Source organism: Frigoribacterium faeni (genome assembly GCF_011761235.1).
Classification (GTDB): Bacteria; Actinomycetota; Actinomycetes; order Actinomycetales; family Microbacteriaceae; genus Frigoribacterium; species Frigoribacterium faeni_A.
Genome location: NZ_JAAOYW010000001.1, coordinates 727,208 through 750,645 on the forward strand (window position 1 = coordinate 727,208; position 23,438 = coordinate 750,645).

The window sequence follows — 23,438 nt, forward strand, 5'->3', positions numbered from 1 at the left end:
GACCGGCCCCGTGACGGTGGCCGCCGGCCCCGTGACGGTGCCCGCCCGCCGCGCGTGCGCGGCTACGGGTAGACGGTGACCGGGGTCGAGGCCGGCAGGGGCGACGTCACGGGCCACGACGCGAGCGCGCCGGCCGCCGACCAGCTGACGGCGGCACGGAGCCCGTCGGCGTCCGTCAGGGAGACCACGTCGCCGGCCGCGACCGCGACGTCGACGGTGCTGCCCGCCGGCACGGACACCTGCTGCGGCTCGGCGTCGCCGACCCCCACGGTCGCCGTGGCCGCCTCGGTGCCCGGGTTGGCGACGGAGAGCGTCGGCCCCTCGCCCTGGGGCACCTGGACGAGCGTGTCGCCCCGCAGGGCCGGGGCGGCCGAGGCCCAGGCGAGGTCGACCGCGCCCTCGGGCGAGATCGTGGAGGTGCGGGCGCCGGCGAGGACGGGGACCTGGGAGACCAGCGTCGCCGTCCAGGTGCCGTCGCCGAGGCCGTCGACCGGGACGTCGGTGACGCGCCCGGCCTCGGCACGGGTCTGGAACTGCACGGAGGTGCCGTCCGCGGTCGACAGGGTCACCGAGACCTGGGCGGCCTCGTCGCCGGGCACGTAGACGCGCACGACGCTCTGCAGGTCGGCCGACGAGGGCTCGGAGACGGCGCCCTCGAGCGACGCCGAGTCGCGCACGACGATGCCCGGGACGACGACCTGGCGCGCCGGGGCCGCGCCGCCGCTGACGACGTCCACCCCGCCGGGGTCGAGGGTCCGCACGACGCTCTGCTGCAGCGAGGCGACGATCCGGCCGCCCCGGCTCTGCACGTGCACCACGGGCGAGACGAGCCCCGTGGCGAAGCCCGAGAGCGGGACGACCTTCTGGCTGCGGGGCGCGACGACGATGCCGTCGATCCCGGGCCCCTGGACGCGGCCCTCCTCGGCGGCGATGCCGAGGTCGACGGTCGCGTTGACGTCGGTCGGGTTGACGAGCACCACGAGCGACACCCGACCGGTCTCGGTCGAGCCCCCGACGAGCCAGGTCGAGCTCGTCGGCTCGGCGCACGGGGCGGAGGCGAAGCCCACGAGGTCGCCCTCGGACACGGCCTGGCTCTGCGCGGCCGCGACGAGGGGCACATCGTCGCCCTGGACGGGCGTGGTCCAGACGACCGGGTCGGAGTCGCTGCCGTCGGCGCCGGCGAGCGAGTCGCTCTCGTCGTCGCCCGAGCTCGAGGTCGAGGCCACCTGGGCGCGGCCGACCGAGCTGGCGGTCGTGGCCTGCTGGCCCTCGGCGTCGGAGAGCTGGAGCAGGCTGCCGGCGCAGACGCGCTGCTGGTCGACCGGGACGGGCGTGACGACCTGCCCGGCGGGCACGGTCTGCAGGGTCGGGAGCGGCAGCACGCCGGCGGCCCCGACGACCACGGCCGCGACGGCGAGGCCGGCCGCGCCGAGGGCGACGCGGCGGGTCCTCGCGATCAGGGGGCGCTCAGTCATCTCTCTCCTCGTCGAAGGTGGTGGCGGGCTGCTCGGACTCGGGCACGCCGGTGCGCGAGCGACGTCGGCGCGGCGTCGTGGGCACCGCGAGCAGCAGGGCCGAGCCGAAGACGAGGGCCCAGCTGATCAGCACGATCGGGCGGAGCGGACCGGCGTCGTCCCGTGCGGGCTCGATGCCGGAGGCGTCGACCCAGCGCCAGAGCAGGCCGTTCGACGTCTCGCCCACGGGCTGGAACGCGGCGGTGCCGTCGAGCGCCTCGCTGGCGCGGCGCTCGAGGTCCTCGGCGTCGTCGTCGCCGTCCGCGGCCTCGCCGAGCAGAACGAAGCCCACCCCGAGCCGGTCGAGGTCGGCCGACGGGTCGAACCCGCTGATGCTCACGAGGTTGCCGGCGAGCACCGTCAGGTCGGCGTTGGTCGAGCTCAGCCGCTGCGCCGTGGCGTCCAGCGTCGACTGGTCGTCGAGGGTCGCGCCCTGCCCGTGCTCGAGCGACACCGCGAGGGAGCCGTCGGGCTGGGGCGTGAGCACGAGGGTGCCGACCTCGGGCGACGCCTCGGCCTCGGCGGTCACGTAGGCCGAGAGGATGCGCCCCGAGCTGGGGCGGATGTCGGCCGTGCCCACGTACGAGGCCACGACGAGCGGGAACGCCGCCGCGACGCTGACGACGGCCGTGACGACTCCCGCGGGCGGGGCGACGCGCGGCAGGCGGTCGAGCGTGACCGCGGCGGCGCCGACGAGACCGAGCAGGTAGAGGCTGAGGCCGCTGCCCGCCCACACCGACGTCGTCTCGCTGCCGACGCCCGAGACGGAGAGGTGGGTGGCCGCGACGGCGGTGACGAACCCGAACAGGGCGAGCGACAGGGCGGGCACCGCACGACGGGCCTGGCCGACGACCGGCGCGGCGACGGCCAGCAGCCCCAGGGGCAGGAACGCGACGGCGACCGCGATCGCGGTCGTGCCGCCCGTCACGCCGAGGCCCGAGAGCATCGACGTCCAGCCGTTCAGCCCGGTCTCGGGCGAGGCGACGAGCAGCTGCCACGGCGACGCGGGCTCGATGCGCGACGGCACGCCGGGGTCGGCGACGAGGCCCCACCAGGTGCCGCGCGAGACCTGGGCGACGGCCAGCGGCACGAAGAGGGCGACGGCGGGCAGCGGCACGGCCAGCATGCGGTGGATCCCGCGAGGGCGGGTGGCCAGCGACCCGAGCCAGATGACGACCAGGGCGGGCCAGAGCGACGGCGCCGAGGCCGCCACGAGCGCGAAGAGCAAGGAGGCGGTGGCTCCGGCCGCCCAGGACCGGGCCGACCCGATCAGGGCCCAGACGAGGAACGGCAGGGCGACGTGCGCGAGGACGGCGCCGATGTGCCCCGACTGCAACGCGGACAGGAGGGGCGACGAGATGGCGTAGACGGCGGCCACCACCGCGGGCACCCAGGCCCGGCTCGTGACACGGCGCACGGCGAACCAGGCGCCGAGGGCCGAGGCGGGCAGGGCGACGAGCCAGAGGGCCAGCACGGCCGTGGAGGGCGACCAGGCCGTGATCGTCCCCAGCACGGCGAGGACGGCGGTGAAGGGGTCGCTCGGCCCGACGAACCCGGTGCCGATCTCGTGCCGGCCCCAGCCGACGTTGTCCCAGAGCTCGGGCACGGACGTGCTCAGCGGCAGGAGGCCTCCCCCGGTGAGGGCAGGCTGCGGCAGGAACTCGAGGAAAGCCACGACGCCGACGACGGCGGCGAGGAGCACGACCCAGAGCCCGCCCGACCCGATGAAGCTCGCCCGGGGGTCGGCGGCGTCCTCGCCGTGGGCGACGAGGGCGTCGCGGTCGCTGACCCGCCGCTCGCGGACGAGGGCGAACGAGGCCCGCAGCGGCTCGACGGCCGACCAGCCGGCGGTGCGCGTGCGGGCCAGCGCCCGGCGGGCGGGCAGCACCCGGGACCCGCCGAAGGCCGCCGAGAGGGCGGTCGCGAACTCGCCGGCGACGGCCCCGGGGTTCTTGGTGAGGAGGTGCCAGATCGAGCGCACGATCGCCAGCGGCAGCAGCGAGAGCCAGTGCAGCGGCAGCGCGGCGGCGGGCGCGTAGACGAGCCGGCGGTGCAGCTGGGCCGCTCGGTGCAGGCGCGCCGCCCTGGCGTGGCCGCCGGGGGCCTGGCCGAAGTCCTCGGGCTGCCCGGCGCTCGACACGCGGGCGTCGGGCACGAGCACGACGCGGTGCCCCGCGAGGCGGGCCCGCACCGAGAAATCGAGGGCCGCGTCGACGTGCGGCAGTCCGGGGTCGAAGCCCCCGAGGGCCGCCCAGACGCTCCGCCGCACGAGCATGCCGGCGGCGGCGACGCCGAGGACGTCCTCGTGGTGGTCGTGCTGGCCCTGGTCGAGCTGGCTCTCGACGAGGGGCATCGACGCCCCGTACCGCGTCATCGTCTCGCCGAACTCGGCGATCAGCGTGGGGTCGTCGAGGCGCATCAGCTTGGGCCCGGCGACGGCGACGGAGGGCGACACCTCGACCTGCGAGAGGAGGCGGTCGAGGGCGTCGGGAGTCGGCACGTTGTCGTGCCCGAGGAACCAGAGCCACTCGTCGGGGTCGACGGCGCCGTCGCGCGGGGAGTCGCCCGGGCCGGAGACCCGGACGCCCTGCGCGAGGGCCTGGACGAGGGTGGTGCCCGCGGGGACGCTGGTCAGCTGGGCGGCGCCGCTGAGCGACAGGCGACCGGCGGCGCTGTCCTTGCCGCCCGCGTCGACGACCACGAGGGCCTCGGGCGGCCGCACCTGCCGCGACAACGCGTCGAGGGTTCGGTCGAGGTAGGTCGCTCCACCAGGGGCGACGAGGATCGCTGTGACTCTCGGCTGCATGACCTGAGCAGCCTAGGTCGGGCCCCTCGCCGGCCGCGCCGCGCCGCGCCGGTCCGCGCCTACCTGTGAGCCCCCGATGTGACGCCCCCGGGACGACGACGGCGCCCGGTCCCGTGCGGGGACCGGGCGCCGTCGGCACGTCGGGAGGAGCGGGTCAGGCCCGTTTGCGGAGCTTGCGGCGCTCGCGCTCGGACAGACCGCCCCAGATGCCGAACCGCTCGTCGTTCTGCAGCGCGTACTCGAGGCACTGGGCCCGCACGTCGCACGAGGCGCAGATCTTCTTGGCGTCGCGGGTCGATCCGCCCTTCTCGGGGAAGAACGCCTCGGGGTCGGTCTGCGCGCAGAGGGAGTCGGCCTGCCACGACAGCTGGACCTCGCCGTCCTCGCCGGACCGGCGGACACCGGGGACGCCCAGCAGGACCGGGTCCACGTGCCAGTCGTCCGGCACGCCTGCCCGGACGGGTGCGACGGGGTCTCGGTCGTCACGGCTCTCGTCGATCGCCACAGCACATCTCCCCTCGTCTCACTCGCTCCTGGACGGCTGCGATGTGCCAATTACACCGGTGTAGTTCGGCCACGTCAAGTCGGACCCCATAAACCCTGCACCCCTCATCGAGGGTCAACCGGGCTCCGGCGTGTCGCGGAAGGTCGCGCGGACCCCCGTGACGGTCACCGAGGAGGCGCCGGCCGGGTCAGGCGCGAGGGGCCGCCTCCCAGGCGCTGGTCACCATCTCGAGCAGGGTGTGGCGCATCCGCCAGTCGAGGTCGCGGGCCGCGAGGCCGCCGTCGGCGACGATGCGGTCGGGGTCGCCCGGGCGACGAGGTCCGATCTCGGGCGTGAAGTCGATCCCGGTGCCCTCGCGCATGGCGGCCATGATCTCGGCGACGGACACGCCGCCTCCCGAGCCGAGGTTGTAGGCCGCCTCGACCGGCTCGCCCGCGTCGAGCCGACGGGCCGCCGCGACGTGCGAGACGGCGAGGTCGGCGACGTGCACGTAGTCGCGCACGCAGGTGCCGTCGGGGGTGTCGTAGTCGTCGCCGTTGATGCGCGGGGCGCGGCCCTCGGCGAGCGCCGCGAACACCAGCGGGAACAGGTTGTGCGGGCTGGCGTCCCAGAGGTCGGGCGATCCCGACCCGACGACGTTGAAGTAGCGCAGGCTCGTGTGCCGCAGCCCGACGGCGGTCGCCTGGTCGCGGAGCAGCCACTCGCCGACCAGCTTGCTCTCGCCGTACGGCGAGGCCGGCGCCTTCGGCGTGTCCTCGGTGACGACGTCGGTCGGCGGCGTGCCGTAGACGGCCGCGCTCGACGAGAACACGACGGCGTCGACCCCGGCGTCGGCCATCGCGCCGAGCAGCACCTGCGTGCCCGTGACGTTCTGCTCGTAGGTGTGCAGCGGTCGCTGCACCGAGACGCCGGCGTACTTGTAGCCGGCCACGTGCACGACGCCCGTCACCCCGTGCTGCTCGAGGGCGCCCGCGACCGCGTCGCGGTCGAGGATGCTGGCCCGGACGAACGGGACGTCGTCGGGCACGAAGGCCTCGAGGCCGGACGAGAGGTCGTCGAGCACGACGGCGTCGATGCCCGCCTCGGTGAACTCGCGGACGACGTGGGACCCGATGTACCCGGCACCGCCGGTGACCAACCATGACATGTCGTCAGCCTAGCGACGCGGAGGGGCCGCCCCCGCGACGCCGGGGAGGCGCCTCAGGCGGGGGTCGCCACCCACAGCTGCCCGCCGCCGCTGACCGCGAGACGGACCTCGTCCGGGGTGACGAAGGCCGACTCGCCCCTGGCCAGGTGGATCGAGCCGTCCTGGCCCTTGACGTCGACCTCGCCGTCGGTGACGAGGAGGATGCTCGGCCCGCCGATCTCGACGACCGCACCGGCGCCTCCGGCGTGCACGCGCAGCAGCGCGAAGCCGGTGCCCTCCGGCGCGAAGCGCTCCACGCCGCGGGCGACCTCGACGGGACGCAGCCAGGGGACGGGCAGCGGCGTGAACTCGAGGACACGCAGCAGCTCGGGGACGTCGACGTGCTTGGGCGTCAGGCCCCCGCGCAGCACGTTGTCCGAGGGCGCCATCAGCTCGATGCCGAGGCCGCCGAGGTAGGCGTGCACGTTGCCCGCGGGCAGGAACAGCGCCTCGCCGGCCCGCAGCGACACGCGGTTGAGCAGCAGGGAGACGACCACGCCCGGGTCGCCGGGGTAGAGCCGGTCGAGCTCGACGACCGTGGCCGTGCTCGGGCCGGGGTCGACGACCGCCCTCGCCAGCTCGGCGACGTCGGCGACGACGCGGCGCGACTCGTCCGAGCCGTCGAAGAGCCAGGCCAGCGTCGACTCGAGCGACGCCTGGACGCTGCCGCGGAGGGGCGTCAGGCGGCCGGTGCCCGCGTCGATGACGTCGATGTCGGCGAGGGTGTCGGCGGGGTCGCGGAACCCGCACAGGGCGTCGAAGCGCTCGCTCAGCGCGACGATGATCTCGGGCTTGGGGAACCTGTCCTTGTAGTTGCGGTGCGGCGCGTCCAGGGGGACGCCCGCCGCCTCCTCGCGGGCGAAGCCCTCCTCGGCCTGCTCGGGCGTGGGGTGCGCCTGGATCGACAGGGGCTGGTCGGCGGCGAGCACCTTGAGCAGGAACGGCAGCTCGGCGCGGCCGCGGCCGAGTGCCCTGGCCGGCTCCGCCGCGAACCAGTCGGCGAGGGTGTCGGCGCCGTCGACGACGGCGGGGGCGACGACGATGCTCGGCGACCCCGGGTGCGCCCCGAGCCAGAGCTCGGCCTCCGGGCGGCCCGTCGGCGTGCGCCCGAGCAGCTCGGAGATGGCGCTGCGGGAGCCCCACGCGTAGTCGCGCGGCGTGTTGGTGATGGCGAGGAACATGGTTCTCCGAGCGTGTCGTGGATCGTGCCGCCGGGCGGTGTGCGCGACGTCCGGTCGGCGGTGCTTGGGCCCCCTCTACAAAGGAGCGAGCGGCCCGACCGGGGGGCCTTGGCCAAAACTACCAAGCCCGTTGCCGCTCCCCGTGCTCGTGCCTAGGCTCGCGGCGTCTCACCAGGGACGACGGCGCGCGGGCGCCGGTCGTCGCCACCACGACACGGAGCAACGGAGCCACCTGATGTCCACACCGACCCTCACCTCGTTCACCTCGCTCACCAGCGACTTCTACGGGTACGAAGACCTGCTCACCGACCGGGAGAAGTCGGTGCTGGCCGACCTGCGCCGGTACCTCGAGACCGAGGTGAAGCCCCTCGTCAACGACCACTGGGCCCGGGCGGAGTTCCCGCAGCGCATCGTGCGGGGCCTGGCCGACCTCGGCATCTTCGCGCTCCCGTGGGAGGAGACGCGGACGTTCGAGAACTCGGCGGTGTTCCGCGGGTGGGTGGCGCTCGAGCTCGCCCGGGTCGACGCCTCGGTCGCCACCTTCGTCGGCGTGCAGAACGGGCTCGCCATGGGCTCGATCAGCGTCGGCGGCTCCCCCGAGCAGCGGGCCGAGTGGCTGCCCCGCCTCGCGAGCGGCGAGCTCGTCGGCGCCTTCGGGCTGACCGAGCCGCTGTCCGGCTCCGACTCGGCCCAGGGCCTCCGCACCGTGGCGACCCGCGACGGCGACGACTGGGTGCTGAACGGCTCGAAGCGCTGGATCGGCAACGCGACGTTCAGCGACGTCACGATCATCTGGGCCAAGAGCGCGGAGGACGGCCAGGTGAAGGGCTTCATCGTGCCGACCTCGACGCCGGGCTACACCGCGACCAAGATCGAGGACAAGCAGAGCCTCCGCATCGTGCAGAACGCCGACATCGTGCTCGACGGCGTCCGCGTGCCCGAGAGCCTGCGCCTGCAGCAGGCGAACTCGTTCCGGGACACCGCCTCCGTGCTCCGGCTGACGCGCGCCGAGGTGGCGTGGGCCGCGGTCGGCAACTCGATCGGCGCCTACGAGGCCGCGCTCGCCTACGCCGGCGAGCGCGTCCAGTTCGGCAAGCCGATCGCGGCGCACCAGCTGGTCCAGGACCTGCTGGTCAAGTGCATCGGCAACATCACCGCCTCGCTCGGCATGGTTGTGCGGGTGTCGCAGATGCTCGACGACGGCACGCAGCGGGACGAGCACGCGTCGCTGGCCAAGGCCTACACGACGGCCCGCATGCGCGAGACGGTGGCCCACGCCCGCGAGGTGCTCGGCGGCAACGGCATCGTGCTCGACTACGACGTCGCCCGGCACTTCGCCGACGCCGAGGCCCTGTACAGCTACGAGGGCACGCGCGAGATGAACACGCTCATCGTCGGGCGCAGCATCACCGGCCAGGCGGCCTTCGTCTGAGCGACGCAGGGGTGCGGGGCCGCCGTCGTCTAGCCTGGTCCGCATGACGACGACGCTCCCCGCTCGCCGTGCCGCGCCGGCGCCTCCCGAGCGTGCCCGCACGCTCTTCGCCACGCTCGTGTTCGTCGTGCTGCTCGGCGGCGACGTGCTGCGCAACGCGACGAGCTTCTGGGGCTGGGGCGCGGTCTGCGGCGCCATGGTGGTCGCGGCCGCCGTCGTCGTGGTGCGGCACCCGCCCCGGGTGCGGACGCTCCCGCGCCTCCTCGTGCTCTGGCTGCTCTTCGCCGTCGTGTCGCTGGCCTGGTCGCAGTACCCCGCCGCCTCGGCGATCGGCATCGGGGCGACCCTCGCGACGACCCTGGGGGCCGTGGCCGTCACCTCCACCCTGCCGTGGCCGTCGATCGTGGTCGCCCTCGGCCGGGCGCTGCGCCTGCACGTGGTGCTCTCGCTGCTGTTCGAGCTCGTCGTCGGGGTGTTCGTGCGCCGGCCCGTCTGCCCCGTCTACCTCGACTGCTCGGGCGGCGTGCCCGACGCCTTCTTCTGGTCGCGCGCCGAGCTGTTCACGGGCGGGCGGATCCAGGGGCTGCAGGGCAACAGCAACATCCTCGCCGTGTTCGCCCTGCTGGCCCTCGTCGTGACGGCCGTCCAGGCGTCGGCGCGCCAGGTCACGACGAACACGGCCCGCGTCGGCATCGCCGCGTCCGTCGTCGCCCTCGTGCTCACCCGCTCGGCCACCACCGTCGCCTGCGCCGTCGCCGTGGCCCTCGTGCTCCTGCTCGTCGTGACGCTCCGACGCACCCCGCACGAGCGTCGGGGCAGGGTCTACGGCGTCGCCGGGCTGCTCGCCGTGCTCGCCGTCGGGGCCGTCGTCCTCGCGCGACAGCCGCTGCTCGCCCTCGGCGGGCGCAGCGGCGACCTGACCGGACGCACCGACATCTGGGCGGCCGTGCTCGACCTCGGCGTGCAGCACCCCGTGGTCGGCTGGGGCTGGGTCAGCTACTGGATCCCCATCTCCGAGCCCTTCATCGACCTCGCCGAGCGCAACGGCGTCGTCTACCTGCAGGCCCACGACGCGTACCTCGACGTGTGGTTCCAGCTCGGCTGGGTCGGCCTGGCGCTGTTCCTGCTCGTGGTGGTCGGGGTCGTGCTCCGCGCCTGGTCGTGGGCCACCGACCGCCGCGTGCTCGGCCGCCGGTCGGAGGCACCGTGGTCGGCCCTCGACCTGCTGCCCGTCCTGCTGCTGGCCCTCCTGCTCGTGCACGGGCTCGCGGAGTCCCGGCTGATCGTCGAGTGGGGCTGGGCCCTGTTAGTCGTCCTGGTCGTGGTGACGCGGCGCGACCCGTACGGCTGGACCGACCACGACCGGCCGCCCCCGCGTGTGGCGCGCGGAGAGGGACAGGACGGTCGATAGGGTCGACGCGATGTCCTCCTCCGCACCGTCGCCCGTCCGTCGTCGCCTCATCGACCTCGGGGGCGCGGTGGCGGCGGCGGTCGTCAGCGTCGCCGTCGCCGTCGTCGCCTTCAAGATCAGCCCGGCCGACCTGTCGCAGCGCTGGCAGGCCGGCGGTGACGACGCGATCCTGCATTACACGCTCTTCACCTCCGCGACCCAGTCGTTCTCGTTCGCCGAGAACCCCGCTCTGGGGTTCCCCGACGGCCTGAACGTGTTCTTCAGCAGCCAGGTCGACGTCGCCTCGGCACTGGTGATGGCCGCCATGGCGACGGTGCTCGACGGCGGCCTGCTGATGCTCAACCTGTACTACCTCCTCACCTTCGCGGCGACCGCCGTGACCGGGTACGCGTTCTTCCGGGCGGTCCGCGTCCGCCCGGCGGTCGCCGTCCTGTTCGCCGTCCTGTTCAGCGTCGCGCCGTACCACTTCTTCCGCATCGCGGCAGGGCACGCGTTCCTGGCCGCCTACTGGGCGATCCCCCTGGCCGGCATCCTCGTCCTCGTCGCCGCCGGGCCGTCGACGGACCCGTTCCGGCGGTGGGGGGCCCGCTTCGCCTCGCCGGTCGCCCGCCGGCTGGCCCACGGCACGCCCGTCGTCCTCCTGAGCCTCCTGATCGCCACCACGGGCGCCTACTACTTCGTCTTCGCGGCCATCGTGGTCGCGGGCACCTGGGCGGCCCGCGTCGTGACGGTGCTCGTGCGCCGCGAGGGGCTCCGGGAGCTCGCCTGGCCGACCCTCGCCTTCGGGTCGCTCGCCGCGTCCGTGGGCACCGCGCTCGTCGTCCTGGGGCTGGGCTTCGGAGAGCGGTACGCGCCCTACGTGAACGACCGGCTCGTCGGCGAGTCGGAGTACTACGCGGGCAAGCTGCTCACGCTGCTCACGCCGTGGGCGGGCTCGGACCTCAGCTTCTTCGACGAGTACGCCGCCGAGTACGCCAAGGGCAACGCGATCTCGACCACGGAGCCGCCCGGGGCCCCGGTGATCGCCTCGATCGGCCTCGTCGTGCTCTTCGCCGTCGTGTTCGTCGCCACCGCCACGTCGGGGCGCGGCCTGCAGGCCACCGCCGTCGGGCGCTTCGTGTCGCGACCGCAGGTCAGGGCCCTGGCCTTCGCGACCGCCTGGACCTTCGCGTTCTACATCGTCTCGGGGCTCGGCGTGTTCGTCGCGCTCGTCGTCGGGCCGCAGATCCGCGCCTGGAGCCGGCTGAGCATCTTCCTGATCCTGTTCGGCCTCGCCGCGATGGCGCTCCTCGTCGACGCCGTGCCCCGCAGGTACGGCCTCAAGCTCGCGGCCGTCGCGGCCGTCGTCGCGATCGCCGTCCCCGACCAGGTGACCGGGGTGGACCGGGCGTACCCGATCAGCCCGACCGACGGCACGCAGACGGCGGTCTTCGTCGAGGCCGCGGAGGAGGCGCTGCCCGACGGCTGCGGCGTCGTGCAGCTGCCCCTCAAGAGCTTCCCCGACAGCGGCAAGATCGGCCAGCTGAACGACTATGACGAGGCCCTGCCGTACCTCTACTCGACACCCGGTCAGCTCGAGTGGAGCTACGGCTCGGTCCGGGGCACGACGGGCTGGGACGTGTGGGCCGACGTCACGACCCCGCGCTCGTTCGCGTCGACGGTCGACGAGACCGAGGCCTGCGCCGTCCTCGTCGACACGGCCGGCTACAGCGACGCGCCGCAGGGCTGGCGCCCGTTCGTCGAGGCCGCCACGGGCGACGTCGACGCCGAGGTCGAGTCGGTCGACGGCCGGTACCTGCTGTTCGAGGTCGGCCGCTAGCCGTCGGTCGGCGCCGGGGCGCCGATCGTCGGGTCAGCGCCCGACGAGTCCGCGGAGGGCGGCGAGGCGGCGCCCGACGCCCCACTGCGTCACGCGCAGCATGGCCTCCACCACGATCGCCTGGCTCATCTTCGACTCGCCCCGCTCGCGCTCGCGGAACTCGATCGGCACCTCGACGACGCGGTGCCCCTGGTCGAGCACGCGCAGGGTCATGTCGACCTGGAAGCAGTAGCCCTTGGAGTCGATGTGGCTGAGGTCCATGGCCCGCACCGTCTCGGCGCGGTAGGCGCGGAAGCCGGCTGTGACGTCCTTCAGCGACAGTCCCAGGACGATGCGCGCGTAGGCGTTGCCCCCGCGGCTCAGCACCTGACGGCTCAGCGGCCAGTTGACCACGCTGCCGCCGGGCACCCAGCGGGAGCCGATGGCGAGGGACGGGGCGTCCGGCGCCTGCGAGGCGACGCGGGCGAGCATGGCCGGGAGGCGCTCCGGCGGGTGCGACCCGTCGGCGTCCATCTCGACGAGGAACTCGTAGCCGTGCTCGAGCCCCCAGCCGAAGCCGAAGACGTACGCGGCGCCCAGGCCGAGCTTGCCCGTGCGGTGCTGCACGTGGACGCGCTCGTCCGCGGCGGCCATCCGCTCGGCGAGCTCGCCGGTCCCGTCGGGGCTGGCGTCGTCGACGACGAGCACGTGCGCCTCGGGCGCGGCGGCCAGGAGCCGCCCGACGATGCTCTCGATGTTCTCGACCTCGTCGTAGGTGGGGATGACGACGAGGGCACCGCGACCGGTGTGGACTGAGGCGTTCGAGGGCAGCACGGCACGACTCTAGCCCAGGCCGCACGGCCCGTCAGGGAGGCGCGGGCTGACATGATGGTCCGATGGCACACCCGGCACGAGCGCACGAGCCCGTGCGGCGCTACGTCTCGGCGTGGATCGGGTTCTCGGCCGGCGGGCACTTGAGCCAGGCGCTCGCCGTCGCCGTCGTCCTGTACGCGTTCTCGGCCCACGCCGTCCGCGCCCTGATCGGCTGGCCGGGCTCCCTCGCCGTCCTCGTGTCGCTCGTCGCCCTCGCGGCGTGCTCCCTGCTCGGCCAGCGCCACCACATCGAGTGGCACGGCATCCTGCCCGTGTCGCTCATCGCGCTGTTCGGCTGGTGGGGCGTCTCCGTGTTCTGGAGCGACTACACGTGGGCGACGATCGGGGGCGTCGCCTACGCGGTCGCCTTCGGCGCACTCGGCCTGTACCTGGCGCTCGGCCGCGACCTGGTGCAGGTGGTCCGGGCCTCGGGCGACGCCCTCCGCATCCTGCTCGTCACCTCCCTGGCCCTCGAGGTGTTCAGCGGCCTGCTGATCGACCAGCCCATCCGGTTCCTCGGCATCGCCGGCGACCTGGCGGTCGGCGGGCCGATCCAGGGCATCGCGGGCACGCGGAACTACCTTGGGTTCCTCGCCGCGCTCGGTCTCGTCACCTTCGCGGTCGAGTACCTGACGCGCTCGGTGTCCCGGGGACTCGGCCTCGCCTCCTGCACGCTGGCCGCCCTCTGCGTCCTCTTCTCCCGCTCCCCCGTCACCGCCGCCGCGGTGCTCGCCCTCGTCGTGGCGGGCCTGGCGCTCCGATCGCTGCGGGGGGCTCCTCCGGCACGGCGCCCCGTCATCCAGGGCGTGCTGGCCGGGCTCGTCTCGCTGGGCGGCGTCGTCGCCTGGCTCAGCCGGGAGCGGATCTTCCCCGCCGTCGACGCCACGGGCGACGTCGACGTCCGCGTGGCGCTCTGGGCGCGGCTCCGCCAGCTGATCGAGGTCAACTCGCTGCAGGGCTGGGGCTTCGTCGGGCAGTGGCCCACCGAGGTGTTCCCCTTCTCGACCTTGCTGACCTCGGCGGGGCGCCCCTCCGCCACCGGCCTGGGCGCCCTCTTCGACACCTGGTTCCAGGTGGGCCTCGTCGGCGTGCTCCTGCTCGTGGCGGCAGGCGGCCTGGCCTTCGTCCGGGCCTGGACGACCGCCTCCTCGCACCCCATCGTCGCCTACGCCTGGCCTGCGCTCGTGCTGGTGCTGATCGGGGTCGTGTCGATCGCCGAGAGCTACGCGCTCTTCGAGGGCACGCTCATGTTCGTCGTGGCGGCGTCCACGATCGCCGCGCGGAAGCGCTCGTGGCGCTCACGCCTCGAGGCGCGCCCCGCCGTCGACCGACGCTGACGTCGCCGCCGACGCTCGGCGGACGGACCACGCCGCGAGCACCGTCGCGGCCGCGGCGGTCGTCGCGGTCCCGGCCACCATCGAGACGGCCACGGCCGTGCCCAGGTCGGCCGGCGAGAGCAGGTACACCGCGAGCAGGACGACGAGGCCCACGGGCCAGACGACCGTGGCGAGTCGCTCCCGGTGCAGGGCCAGCAGGGCCTGGGTGACGACCATGGTCACGATCTGCAGCACGCACGACACGGCGAGCAGCACGAGGTCGCCGGTGGCGATCTCATAGTCCTCGCCGAACCACGACACCACGAGGGCGCCCGTCAGCCAGACCAGCACCACCCAGACGACGCCGAGCCCGAGCACGGCGACGTTCCACCCGGCCAGGGACCGCACGAGGGCCGCGAACCGCCCGCGCTGCACGTCGACCGTGAACCGCGTCAGCATGAGCGACTGGACCGCGTTGAAGAGGAACAAGGGCACGCGGGCGACGGCGAGGGCGGCGACGAGGCTCGCCGTGTAGGCGGTCGCCTCTCCGCTGACGGCCACCTGCGCCAGGATCACCCCGACGTTGACGAACAGCTGCAGCAGGAGGGACCCCGTCGTGAGCGCGGCGTAGGCGGCCAGGTCGGCCGACCGGGGCGTCGGCGGCGCGGCGGGTGCCTGGCTCGCGGGGGCCGCCCGACGGACGCCGGCCAGCGCGACGGCGGCCGCGACGATCGGGGCCACGACGAGGGCAGAGCCCAGGAGGCGCGGGTCGGTCGCACCGCCCGCGGCGAGGGCCAGGACGCCCAGCACCTTGAGCACGCCCTCGAGCGACATCTCGAGCCCGTAGCGACCGAACCGGCCCGTGCCCGCCAGCCAGCCGCGCGCGGCGAACAGCGCCGTCGAGGCCACGAGGCCGACGCCGAAGAGGTGCACGAACTCGGTCTGCCCCGAGAAGAGGAGCCGCCCGATCGGGTCGGCGAAGACGAGCAGCAGCACGAGGGCCGCCGCCAGCACGACGCCGGCGAGGGCGAGCGTCCGCACCACGATCGGCCGGGTCGACGCGCCGGTGTCCCGGGCGCGGGCGATGCCGCGCGAGAGCATCTGCTCGACCGGCTGGAACAGCCCCACCGCGATGCCGGCCATCATCGTCCAGAGGACCGACACGGGCGCGCTCGCCACCCCGCCCACGATGTTCCCGACGAGGGCCAGGTACAGGTAGTTGCAGCCGCCCAGCAGCACGGTGCCGGTGCCCAGCGCGATCAGCGGGCTGCGCCCGCCGCCGCTCGCCGCGGCCTCGGCCGGCACCTCGGCAGGCGGCAGGCCGCCGGGAGCCGTCGACGCGGCGGCGGACAGCCCGTCGTCGGGCGTCGTCCCGTCCCGCCTCGTCACGCTACGCGAAGTCCCGTCGGAGGGCGGCCACGCCCTCGACCGGGTCGCCGTCGAAGATGACCTGGCCGTGCGAGAGCACCACGGCGCGGTCGCACATGTTCTCGACCGTCCCGAGGTCGTGCGTGACGATGACGATCGTGCGCCCCTCTCGTTGGAACTGCGCGATCTTGTCGAGGCACTTGCGCTGGAACGGCTCGTCGCCGACGGCCAGCACCTCGTCGACCAGCAGCACGTCGGGATCGACGTGGATCGCGATGGCGAAGGCGAGCCGCACGTACATGCCGGACGAGTAGAACTTGACCTGCGTGTCGATGAACTCGCCGATCTCGCTGAAGTCGACGATCGAGTCGAAGAACCCGGCGATCTGCTGCTGCGTCAGCCCCAGGATCGACCCGTTGAGGAACACGTTCTCGCGGCCCGTCAGGTCGGGGTGGAACCCCGCCCCGAGCTCGAGCAGCGCCGCGAGCTGGCCGCGACGGCGCACCTCGCCGGTCGACGGCTGCAGGATGCCGCCGATGACCTTCAGCAGCGTGCTCTTGCCCGAGCCGTTGGCGCCGATGAGGCCGACGGTCGTGCCGGCCTCGATGTCGAGCGAGATGCCGCGGAGCGCCCAGAAGTCGTCCTTGTGCTTGTTCGACCGGGCGAGGTTGACGATGCGCTCCTTGAGCGACTTCTCCTTGCGGATGACGAAGCGCTTCGAGACGTCGGTCATGGTGACGACGGGGACGGCGGGCGTCGAGGATGCGGGGCTCACGGGTCAGATCTCCTGGGCGAAGTTGCCCTGCAGGCGGGCGAAGACGCGCTGCGCGACGAGCAGCAGGGCGAGGCCGACGACGGCGAGGACGAGGAGGCGGAAGTCGAGGTCGACGGGGAACGGCTGCGGCGGGACCACGGTGCCGTCGGCCATCGTCGTGGTCTCGCTCCCGGCGCGCCAGATGCCCTTCTGGAACGCGAGGATGATGTCGGTCATCGGGTTGAGCTGGTACAGCGTCACGATCCACTCCTGGCCGCGGGCGGCGGCGCGGTCGACGACCATGCCGAACGAGTAGACGATCGGCGAGGCCCAGAAGAGGATGAGCAGGGCCACCTCGACGAGGTACTGGACGTCGCGCAGGTAGACGTTGACCGCCGAGAGGAACAGCCCCAGGGCGAGCCCGTAGATCACCGTGAGCACGACGGCCACCGGCACGTAGAGCAGGTTCCACGAGAGCGGGAACTGCCCCAGCACGACGACGGCGGCGAGCAGGACCACGAACTGCACCGCGAAGTTGAACAGCGCGGACCCGAGCGACGCCAGCGGGAACAGCTCCCGTGGCACGTACACCTTCTTGATCAGGCCGGCGTTGGCGAGGATCGACGTCGTGCCGCCGGCGATGACCTCGTTGTACAGCCCCCACAGCGTCAGGCCCGCGAAGACGTAGATCGCGAACTGCGGCACCGAGCGGGCGGCGCCCAGCACCTGGCCCACGGCGAAGTAGTAGATGGCCAGCATGGTGAGCGGCCGGATGAAGCTCCAGACGAAGCCCAGGGCGCTGTCCTTGTAGCGGGCCTTGAGCTCGCGCCGGATCAGCAGGTCGAGCAGGGCGCGGTGGCCCCAGATGTCACGGACGGCCGGTGCGATGCCGCTCACCAGGCCGCCCTCGGGCGCCCCCGCCTTCTCGAACGGCAGGGTCGCGATGCGCTGGATGCGCGCCTCGGATTCAGTACTCACGGATCTCCATGCCTCGCGCCTTCCGCGGCGACAGTCCAGCCGCCGGGGCGACGACGTCGCCCGGCAGGCGACGAATCATCATCACACATCGTCCCGACAGCCCGCGCGACGCTCGCCGCCCCGTCGTCGACCGCCAGTACACTGGCTCACTGATCGAGCCAGAGAGCAGCGTGCATGTCCCCCCGTCTCACCGTCGTCATCCCGTCCTACAACAACGCCGAGTTCATCGACGAGACGGTGCGCTCCGTCCTGTCGCAGGACTTCTACGACTTCGAGCTGGTCGTCGCCGACCACTCGTCGACCGACGAGACCTGGGCCCGCCTCCAGGCCTACGCCGACGACCCCCGGGTGCGACTGCTGCAGACGCCCGCAGGAGGCGGGGCACCGGCGAACTGGACGCGCGTGACCGAGGCCGCCACCGGCGAGTACCTCCGGCTCGTGCCCGGCGACGACGTCCTCCACCCGGGCACGCTCCGCGACCACGTCGAGGCGCTCGACGAACAGCCCACGGCCGTGCTCGCCTCCTCCCCCCGGTCGCTGATCGACGCGTCGAGCGCGACCGTCCTGCGCCGTCGAGGCCGCGACTGGGGCCGTCGGCTCGTCCCCGGCACGGAGGCGGTCCGCGCCACCGTGCGCGCGGGCACCAACGTCTTCGGCGAGCCGTTCTGCGTGACCTTCCGACGCTCGGCGCTCCTCGAGGCCGGGGGCTGGTACCCGGCGTTCCCTTACCTGATCGACCAGGCGAGCTACTGCCGCACCCTGCTCCGGGGCGACCTGGTCGCGGTGCCCGGGCTCGCGGGCGGCTTCCGCCTCAGCTCCACGCAGTGGAGCGTGGCCCTCTCGGCCGAGCAGTCCCGCCAGGCACGCGGCTACCACGCCGAGCTGCACCGCGAGCACCCCGACGTCGTCCGCACGGCCGACCGCCGCCTCGGCGACCTGCGGGCCCGTGTCGCCGCGCAGTCCCGACGACTGGTGTACCTCCTCCTCAAGCGCCGGATGCAGGCCGGCGAGCGCGTCGCGGGCCGTCCCTGATGACGGCGAGCCGCGGGGCGGCGGCCTCCGGGCCGGAGCGCGGCGGCCTCCTCGGTCGTGCGGCGGCCCGGTGGGGCACGACCTACCTCGTCTCCGCGCTGCTCGCCGCCGCCGGGGTCGCGTTCGCCATGAAGCTCTGGCGGGCCGACTGGTCCGTGCCGTTCTTCGACCGGAACGACGCGCTGGCCGTGTCGGCGCACTTCAAGACCGTGTCCGAGACCGGCTGGTACGAGTCGCAGCCGTTGCTCGGAGCCCCCTACGGGCAGCAGTACCACGACTTCCCGACCGCCGACAACCTGCAGTTCATGGCGGCCCGCGTCCTCTCGGCCGTGCTCGGCGACTGGGCGGCCGCCCTCAACATCTGGTACGTGCTCGGGTTCGTCCTCGTCGCGGTCACCGCCACCTTCTTCTTCCTCCGGATCGGCATGTCGCGCATCCTCGCGGTCGTGCTCGCCGTCCTGTTCGCCCTCGCCCCTTACCACTTCATCCGCAACGAGAACCACCTGGCCCTGTCGAGCTACTTCACGCTGCCCCTGGCGTTCTGGGTGGTGCACCTCATCGCGACGGGCCGCCCGCTGTGGCTGCGGCGCGCCGGGGCGCGGAACCCGGTGCTCGCGGTCGTGACCGGTCGGGGGGCCGCGGTCGCCGCCTCCTTGGCACTGGTCGTCACGGGAGCCACCTACTACGGGTTCTTCACGGTCGTCTTCGTCGCCCTGGTCGGCGTCGCGTCGTGGTGGCGCGTGCGCGACCTGCGCCGGCTCGGCGGCGCGGTCGTCGCGGGGCTGGTCGTCGTCGTGACGGCCGTCCTCAACATGCTGCCCGACCTGCTCTGGTCGTGGCGCAACGGCTCGGACGGCGGCGCCCTCGTGCGCACGCCCGTCGAGACCGAGTACTACTCGCTCAAGCTGACGCAGCTGCTGCTGCCGATGCCGGGGCACCGGGTGACGTTCCTCGCGAACCTCCGCGACTACTACGACGACTACTTCCCGTACCGGTCCGAGACCCCCGTCCTCGGCGCCGTGGCGGCGGCCGGGTTCGTGCTGCTCGTCGTGGTCGCCGTGTCGTCGCTGCTCGGACGTCGGCGACCGGTCGCCGGCTCGGCGCCCGCGAACGCGGAGCGGTTCCGGACCGTCCGCCTCATGGCCGGCCTCGCGCTCGTCGCCTTCCTGTTCGGCACGCTCGGCGGGCTGTCGAGCCTCTTCTCGTTCGTCACGAGCTCGCTGCGCGGCGCGAACCGGATGTCGATCGTGATCGCCCTCCTCTCCCTGGCGGGCCTCGGGCTCGCGCTCGACGCCGCGGTCGCCCGCGTCGTGACGTGGCGACCGCACCTGCGCCTCGCGCCGGCCACCGCGACCCTCGCCGTGGGGGCGGTGCTGCTCGTCGGCGGCACCTGGGACCAGACCAGCGCCGAGGCCGTCCCCGACTACGCCGAGCTCGACGCGAGCTGGGCCGCGCGCCAGGCCTTCTTCTCGCAGGTGCAGACCGAGGTCGGCGACGGCGCCCAGGTGCTCCAGCTGCCGTACTCGGACTTCCCGGAGGCGAGCGCGTCGACCGGCCACGACTTCGAGACGGGCCTCGACTACGCCGAGCTGCTCGTCCCCTACCTGCACACGACGACCGTCCGGTGGTCGGGCGGCGGCATCAAGGGCCGCACGGCGGCCGAGTGGCCGGCCGCGGTGCAGGACTACGACCCGGCCTCCGTCGCCGACCAGCTCGCCGTCGTCGGCTTCGACGGGGTCCTCGTCGACCGCGACGGGCTCTCCGACCGGGGCGCCGAGCTCGAGTCCGGCCTCGACGGCGCGCTCGGCGCGCCCGCGCTCACCTCGACCGACGGCCGGTGGGTGCTCTACACGGTGCCCCGCGCCCTCCGCGACGCCGCGACCGACCTGCCCGCGGCCGAGCTCGACGACCTCCGCGAGGCCGTCGAGCAGCCCCTCGTGGCGACGCCGGGCAGCACCGACCCGACCGTCGGCGGCGACAACACGATCAACAGCGTCGACGTGCAGAACGACCGCGACGTGTCGATCCCGGGCACCCTCCGGGTCGAGCTGACGACCCAGGTCGGGGTCGACGCCGTCGTCGTCACCACGCCCGACGGCGCCCGGACGGTCGTGCCCGTGTCCGGGCCGGACACCGTCGTCGAGCTGCCCGCGGACTTCGCCCCCGGCACGACCCACGTCATCCTGGCCGGCTCGGTCGACGGAGGCGCGACCACGATGGCCACGTCGCTGGCCATCGGCATCGAGCACGCCGCCGTCCTGCAGGACGACGTCGCGAGATTGGACCTCACACCGTGACGAGCGCCACGACCTCCCCGCCCACGCAGGGCCCTCGCGACACGGCCGCCCGGCCGCCGGCGAGGTCGCGGGCGACCGAGATCGCGGCCCGACGGCCGGTCCGTGCCGGGCTGGCCGCCCTGGTCGCGGTCGTCGCCGCGATCGCCCACCTGTGGCTGCAGGCAGGGGCCCTGCTCACCCGTCCCGACTTCGCGTGGAGCTCGTTCCGCGACTACTTCCCCTACGACCAGCTGTCGTACATGTCGATGGTCGTGAACACGGCCGAGGGCAAGTCGGACGCCTTCGAGCCCTTCACCGAGACGGGCGTGAACAACTACCCCCACCTCTGGTACGTCGTGCTGGGACACGTCTCGCGCCTCACCGGCCTCGATCCCCTCCAGGCATGGGCCATCTGCGGCATCGGGGTGCAGCTGGTCTTCGTGGCCGTGCTGGCCCTCGCGATCGTGGTGCTGTCCGGTCGGCTCTGGGCGGGCCTGCTCGCGCCCCTGCCCTTCCTCGTGGGCACGTTCTCGTCGTTCTCCGGCTCGCCCGACGGCTGGTTCCAGCGCCTCGACGCGCACGCGGTGCTCTGGGGCGCCTTCGGCACCCTCTTCACGATCAACGGCGAGACGGCGTCGCTCTGCCTGGGCGGCACCGCCCTGCTCGTGCTGCTCGTCACCTGGACCCGCGTCCGGACCCCGTGGGTCCGGACGGTCCTGACGGTCGTCGCGGCCGCGATGATCGGCCTGATGGCCAACATCCAGACGTACTCGTTCCTCGTCACGATCTACCTGGTGGCGTTCGTGGTCGCCGCGTACTGGCTCGTCGTGGTCGGCCGACGGTGGCTGTGGCTCGTCTCGGGCGCCGGCGTCCTCGCGGTCTTCGTGTTCGGGCCCGGCATCGCCGACTCCGCCGGCCCCCTCGTGACGCTGATGTTCGGGCTCGTGCCCGCGCTCCCCGGGCTCGTCGTCGCCCTCGTCCGCAGCCGCGGCCTCCTCGCGGTGTACGGCGTCGTCGCCCTGGCCGCGGCCGCCCCCCAGCTGACCGCGACGCTGGGCGGGGTCGCCTCGGGCGACCCGTTCCTCACCTACCGGGTCGAGTCGAGCGCGAACCTCGGCGTCGACTGGCGCGGCGTCGTGGCCGCCGCCGCGCTGTGGCTGCCGCTGCTCGGCATCGCGGCGGCCGGCGTCGCCCGGCGCCGCCCCCTCTGGGTCGCCTACCCCGTCGGCGTGCTCGTGGCCTGGTTCCTCGCCGCGTCCAACGACATCTGGGGCGCCAACCAGGAGCCCTACCGCTTCTGGCTCGACACGTTCGTGCTCGTCTGCATGACCGTCCTCCCCGTCGGCGCGATCGTGCTGCGCGACCTCCTCGCGGACGGCCCCGCGCTCGCGCCGCTCGCGCGGCGCGCCGTGGGCGCCGTGGTGACCGTGGCGGTCGGGCTCGCCGCCCTGTCGGCGGTCGACTTCGTCCGCTTCACGCAGGACGACGACTACCACCGGCTGATCGACTACAACACGACCCGCGACCAGGCGATGACGGCCGCGACGAGGTCGATCGAGGACACGCCCGGCGGCTCCGGCGACGCCACGGGCCTGCTGGTGGGCGACCCGTGCACCGAGCCGATGCAGCTCAAGATCGCCGCGGGCGTCCCCGTCGTCAACTACAACCTCGGCATGGCCTGGCCCGAGGACCGCGCGGCGATCGACCAGGTCTCGGCCGACCGGACGGCCGGCGTGCTCGACCTCGGACACCTGCGCCAGGCGAACGTCCGCTGGGTGCTCACCGACAGCGCGTGCACGGTCAACTGGGAGTCGGCGTACGGCGACCAGCTCGAGCGCGTCGACGCGGCCGGCTTCGAGCTGCCGGGCATCACCGGCACGATGACGTTGTGGCGGGTCCCCTCGTGAGCACCCCGCGGCCCGTGGTCGCCGCCGCCGGGCAGCCCGGCGAGCCCCGGCCCGGCGAAGCCGCCGTGCTAATGTCACATCCCGTGTCGAGACCTGCCGAACTCCCCGTCTCGCCCGCGCACGGCATCTCCGTGGTCGTCCCCGTCTACCAGGGCGAGACCACCCTCCCGGCCCTCGTGGACGAGATCCTGGCCCTCGCTCCCGAGCGGCTGACGCCTGACGGCCACCTGCGCCGCATCACCGAGATCCTGCTGGTGCACGACAACGGCCCCGACGCCTCCGACGCCGTCATCCGCGACCTCGAGGCTCGGCACGAGCTCGTCCGGGGCGTCTGGCTCAGCCGCAACTTCGGCCAGCACGCCGCGACCCTGGCCGGCATGGCCTCGACCGGCGGCGACTGGATCGCGACCATCGACGAGGACGGCCAGCACGACCCGGCCTACCTCGACTCGATGCTCGACACGGCCATGCGCGAGCAGGCCGCTCTCGTCTACGCGAAGCCGACGAACGCCGCGCCCCACGGCCCGTTCCGCAACGCCGCCTCCAAGGGCGCCAAGATCGTCCTCCGCACCGTCATGGGCGGGGGCGACGCGTCGCAGTTCCAGAGCTACCGGCTCGTGCTCGGCGACGTCGGCCGCAGCGTGTCGGCCTACGCCGGCTCGGGCGTGTACCTCGACGTCGCGATCGGCTGGATCACCCGGCGCATCACGACCAGCCCGGTCGAGCTGCGCGAAGAAGGCGGCCGTCAGAGCGGCTACTCGCTGCGCAAGCTGCTCTCGCACTTCTGGAAGATGGTCCTCACCTCGGGCACCCGGGGGCTCCGTCTGGTCAGCGTGCTCGGCATCGCCCTCGCGGCGGTCGGCCTGCTCTTCGCCCTCTACGTCGTCATCTCCGCCGTCGCCGGCACGCAGCTCGCCGCCGGCTGGTCGTCCACCATCGTCGTGGTGCTGCTCTCGTCGGGCGCGATCCTGTTCTCCCTCGGGGTGGTCGCCGAGTACGTCGGCGTCGCGGTGAACATGGCGATGGGCCGCCCCTCCTACCTCATCGTCAGCGACCCGGGGCGCGGCCCGCTCGGCCGCCGTCGCCCGCACGACTCCTGAC

17 protein-coding genes are annotated in these 23,438 nt (G+C 73.7%); 8 read left to right on the forward strand and 9 right to left on the reverse strand.

Translation table 11 applies throughout. The features are described 5' to 3' along the window. Positions 1–62 precede the first annotated feature (62 nt). The 5 genes from FHR78_RS03360 to manA form a co-directional block, all read right to left on the reverse strand. Positions 63–1,475, reverse strand: coding sequence for a DUF5719 family protein (locus tag FHR78_RS03360; protein WP_166759073.1), 1,413 nt, complete (start codon positions 1,473–1,475; stop codon positions 63–65). Further along, positions 1,468–4,320, reverse strand: a complete 2,853-nt coding sequence (locus FHR78_RS03365; protein ID WP_166759074.1) for a glycosyltransferase — start codon at positions 4,318–4,320, stop codon at positions 1,468–1,470. Before FHR78_RS03365 ends, FHR78_RS03360 begins: the two co-directional genes overlap by 8 nt. A 154-nt stretch (positions 4,321–4,474) precedes the next feature. Further along, positions 4,475–4,750 carry a WhiB family transcriptional regulator gene (locus FHR78_RS03370; protein ID WP_347878029.1) on the reverse strand — a complete coding sequence of 92 codons (276 nt, stop codon included), beginning with the start codon at positions 4,748–4,750 and terminating at the stop codon, positions 4,475–4,477. 262 nt (positions 4,751–5,012) lie between these two features. Beyond that, positions 5,013–5,972, reverse strand: coding sequence for a UDP-glucose 4-epimerase GalE (gene galE, locus FHR78_RS03375; RefSeq protein WP_166759075.1), 960 nt, complete (start codon positions 5,970–5,972; stop codon positions 5,013–5,015). Between the two features lie 53 nt (positions 5,973–6,025). After that, positions 6,026–7,192 (reverse strand): mannose-6-phosphate isomerase, class I, encoded by a 1,167-nt coding sequence (gene manA, locus FHR78_RS03380; RefSeq protein WP_166759076.1) that lies wholly within the window; start codon positions 7,190–7,192, stop codon positions 6,026–6,028. Positions 7,193–7,427: 235 nt separating this feature from the next. Here manA and FHR78_RS03385 point away from each other — a divergent pair, with 235 nt between their 5' ends. The 3 genes from FHR78_RS03385 to FHR78_RS03395 are packed head-to-tail and all read left to right on the forward strand — an operon-like array spanning position 7,428 to position 11,854. Further along, positions 7,428–8,624 (forward strand): acyl-CoA dehydrogenase family protein, encoded by a 1,197-nt coding sequence (locus FHR78_RS03385; RefSeq protein ID WP_166759077.1) that lies wholly within the window; start codon positions 7,428–7,430, stop codon positions 8,622–8,624. A 43-nt stretch (positions 8,625–8,667) separates the two neighbouring features. Then, on the forward strand, positions 8,668–10,035 hold the full coding sequence (locus FHR78_RS03390; protein ID WP_166759078.1) for an O-antigen ligase family protein: 1,368 nt from the start codon (positions 8,668–8,670) through the stop codon (positions 10,033–10,035). 10 nt (positions 10,036–10,045) lie between these two features. Further along, positions 10,046–11,854, forward strand: coding sequence for a hypothetical protein (locus tag FHR78_RS03395; RefSeq protein WP_166759079.1), 1,809 nt, complete (start codon positions 10,046–10,048; stop codon positions 11,852–11,854). Between the two features lie 33 nt (positions 11,855–11,887). On the opposite strand, the gene FHR78_RS03400 is transcribed toward FHR78_RS03395, so the two are convergent. Further along, positions 11,888–12,667: a glycosyltransferase gene (locus FHR78_RS03400; RefSeq protein ID WP_166759080.1), complete on the reverse strand. Its 780-nt coding sequence runs from the start codon at positions 12,665–12,667 to the stop codon at positions 11,888–11,890. A 62-nt stretch (positions 12,668–12,729) separates the two neighbouring features. Here FHR78_RS03400 and FHR78_RS03405 point away from each other — a divergent pair, with 62 nt between their 5' ends. Further along, the gene (locus tag FHR78_RS03405) at positions 12,730–14,043 is read left to right on the forward strand and encodes an exopolysaccharide production protein (RefSeq protein ID WP_166759081.1); all 1,314 of its coding nucleotides are present in this window, start codon (positions 12,730–12,732) and stop codon (positions 14,041–14,043) included. Here the strand turns inward: FHR78_RS03405 and FHR78_RS03410 are convergent. From FHR78_RS03410 to FHR78_RS03420, 3 genes are read right to left on the reverse strand one after another with little or no spacing between them, the layout of a single operon-like run. Further along, the gene (locus FHR78_RS03410) at positions 14,005–15,411 is read right to left on the reverse strand and encodes a hypothetical protein (protein ID WP_166759082.1); all 1,407 of its coding nucleotides are present in this window, start codon (positions 15,409–15,411) and stop codon (positions 14,005–14,007) included. The genes FHR78_RS03405 and FHR78_RS03410 overlap by 39 nt on opposite strands. 1 nt (position 15,412) lies before the next feature. Continuing rightward, complete coding sequence (locus FHR78_RS03415; RefSeq protein ID WP_432207136.1) at positions 15,413–16,165, reverse strand: ABC transporter ATP-binding protein; 753 nt, start codon at positions 16,163–16,165, stop codon at positions 15,413–15,415. A gap of 3 nt (positions 16,166–16,168) precedes the next feature. Next, positions 16,169–17,122, reverse strand: coding sequence for an ABC transporter permease (locus tag FHR78_RS03420; protein WP_166759083.1), 954 nt, complete (start codon positions 17,120–17,122; stop codon positions 16,169–16,171). 174 nt (positions 17,123–17,296) lie between these two features. On the opposite strand from FHR78_RS03420, the gene FHR78_RS03425 reads away from it, so the two are divergent. The 4 genes from FHR78_RS03425 to FHR78_RS03440 all read left to right on the forward strand — a co-directional run bounded on the left by FHR78_RS03425 (position 17,297) and on the right by FHR78_RS03440 (position 23,437). Further along, positions 17,297–18,154, forward strand: coding sequence for a glycosyltransferase family 2 protein (locus FHR78_RS03425; RefSeq protein ID WP_166759084.1), 858 nt, complete (start codon positions 17,297–17,299; stop codon positions 18,152–18,154). Then, positions 18,154–20,451, forward strand: a complete 2,298-nt coding sequence (locus FHR78_RS03430) for a hypothetical protein (RefSeq protein WP_166759085.1) — start codon at positions 18,154–18,156, stop codon at positions 20,449–20,451. Before FHR78_RS03425 ends, FHR78_RS03430 begins: the two co-directional genes overlap by 1 nt. Further along, complete coding sequence (locus FHR78_RS03435; protein WP_166759086.1) at positions 20,448–22,337, forward strand: hypothetical protein; 1,890 nt, start codon at positions 20,448–20,450, stop codon at positions 22,335–22,337. The genes FHR78_RS03430 and FHR78_RS03435 overlap by 4 nt, the downstream gene beginning before the upstream one ends. Positions 22,338–22,420: 83 nt before the next feature. Further along, a complete protein-coding gene (locus tag FHR78_RS03440) occupies positions 22,421–23,437 on the forward strand; it encodes a glycosyltransferase (protein WP_347878030.1) in 1,017 nt (338 codons plus the stop codon). The last annotated feature ends 1 nt before the right edge of the window (position 23,438 follow it).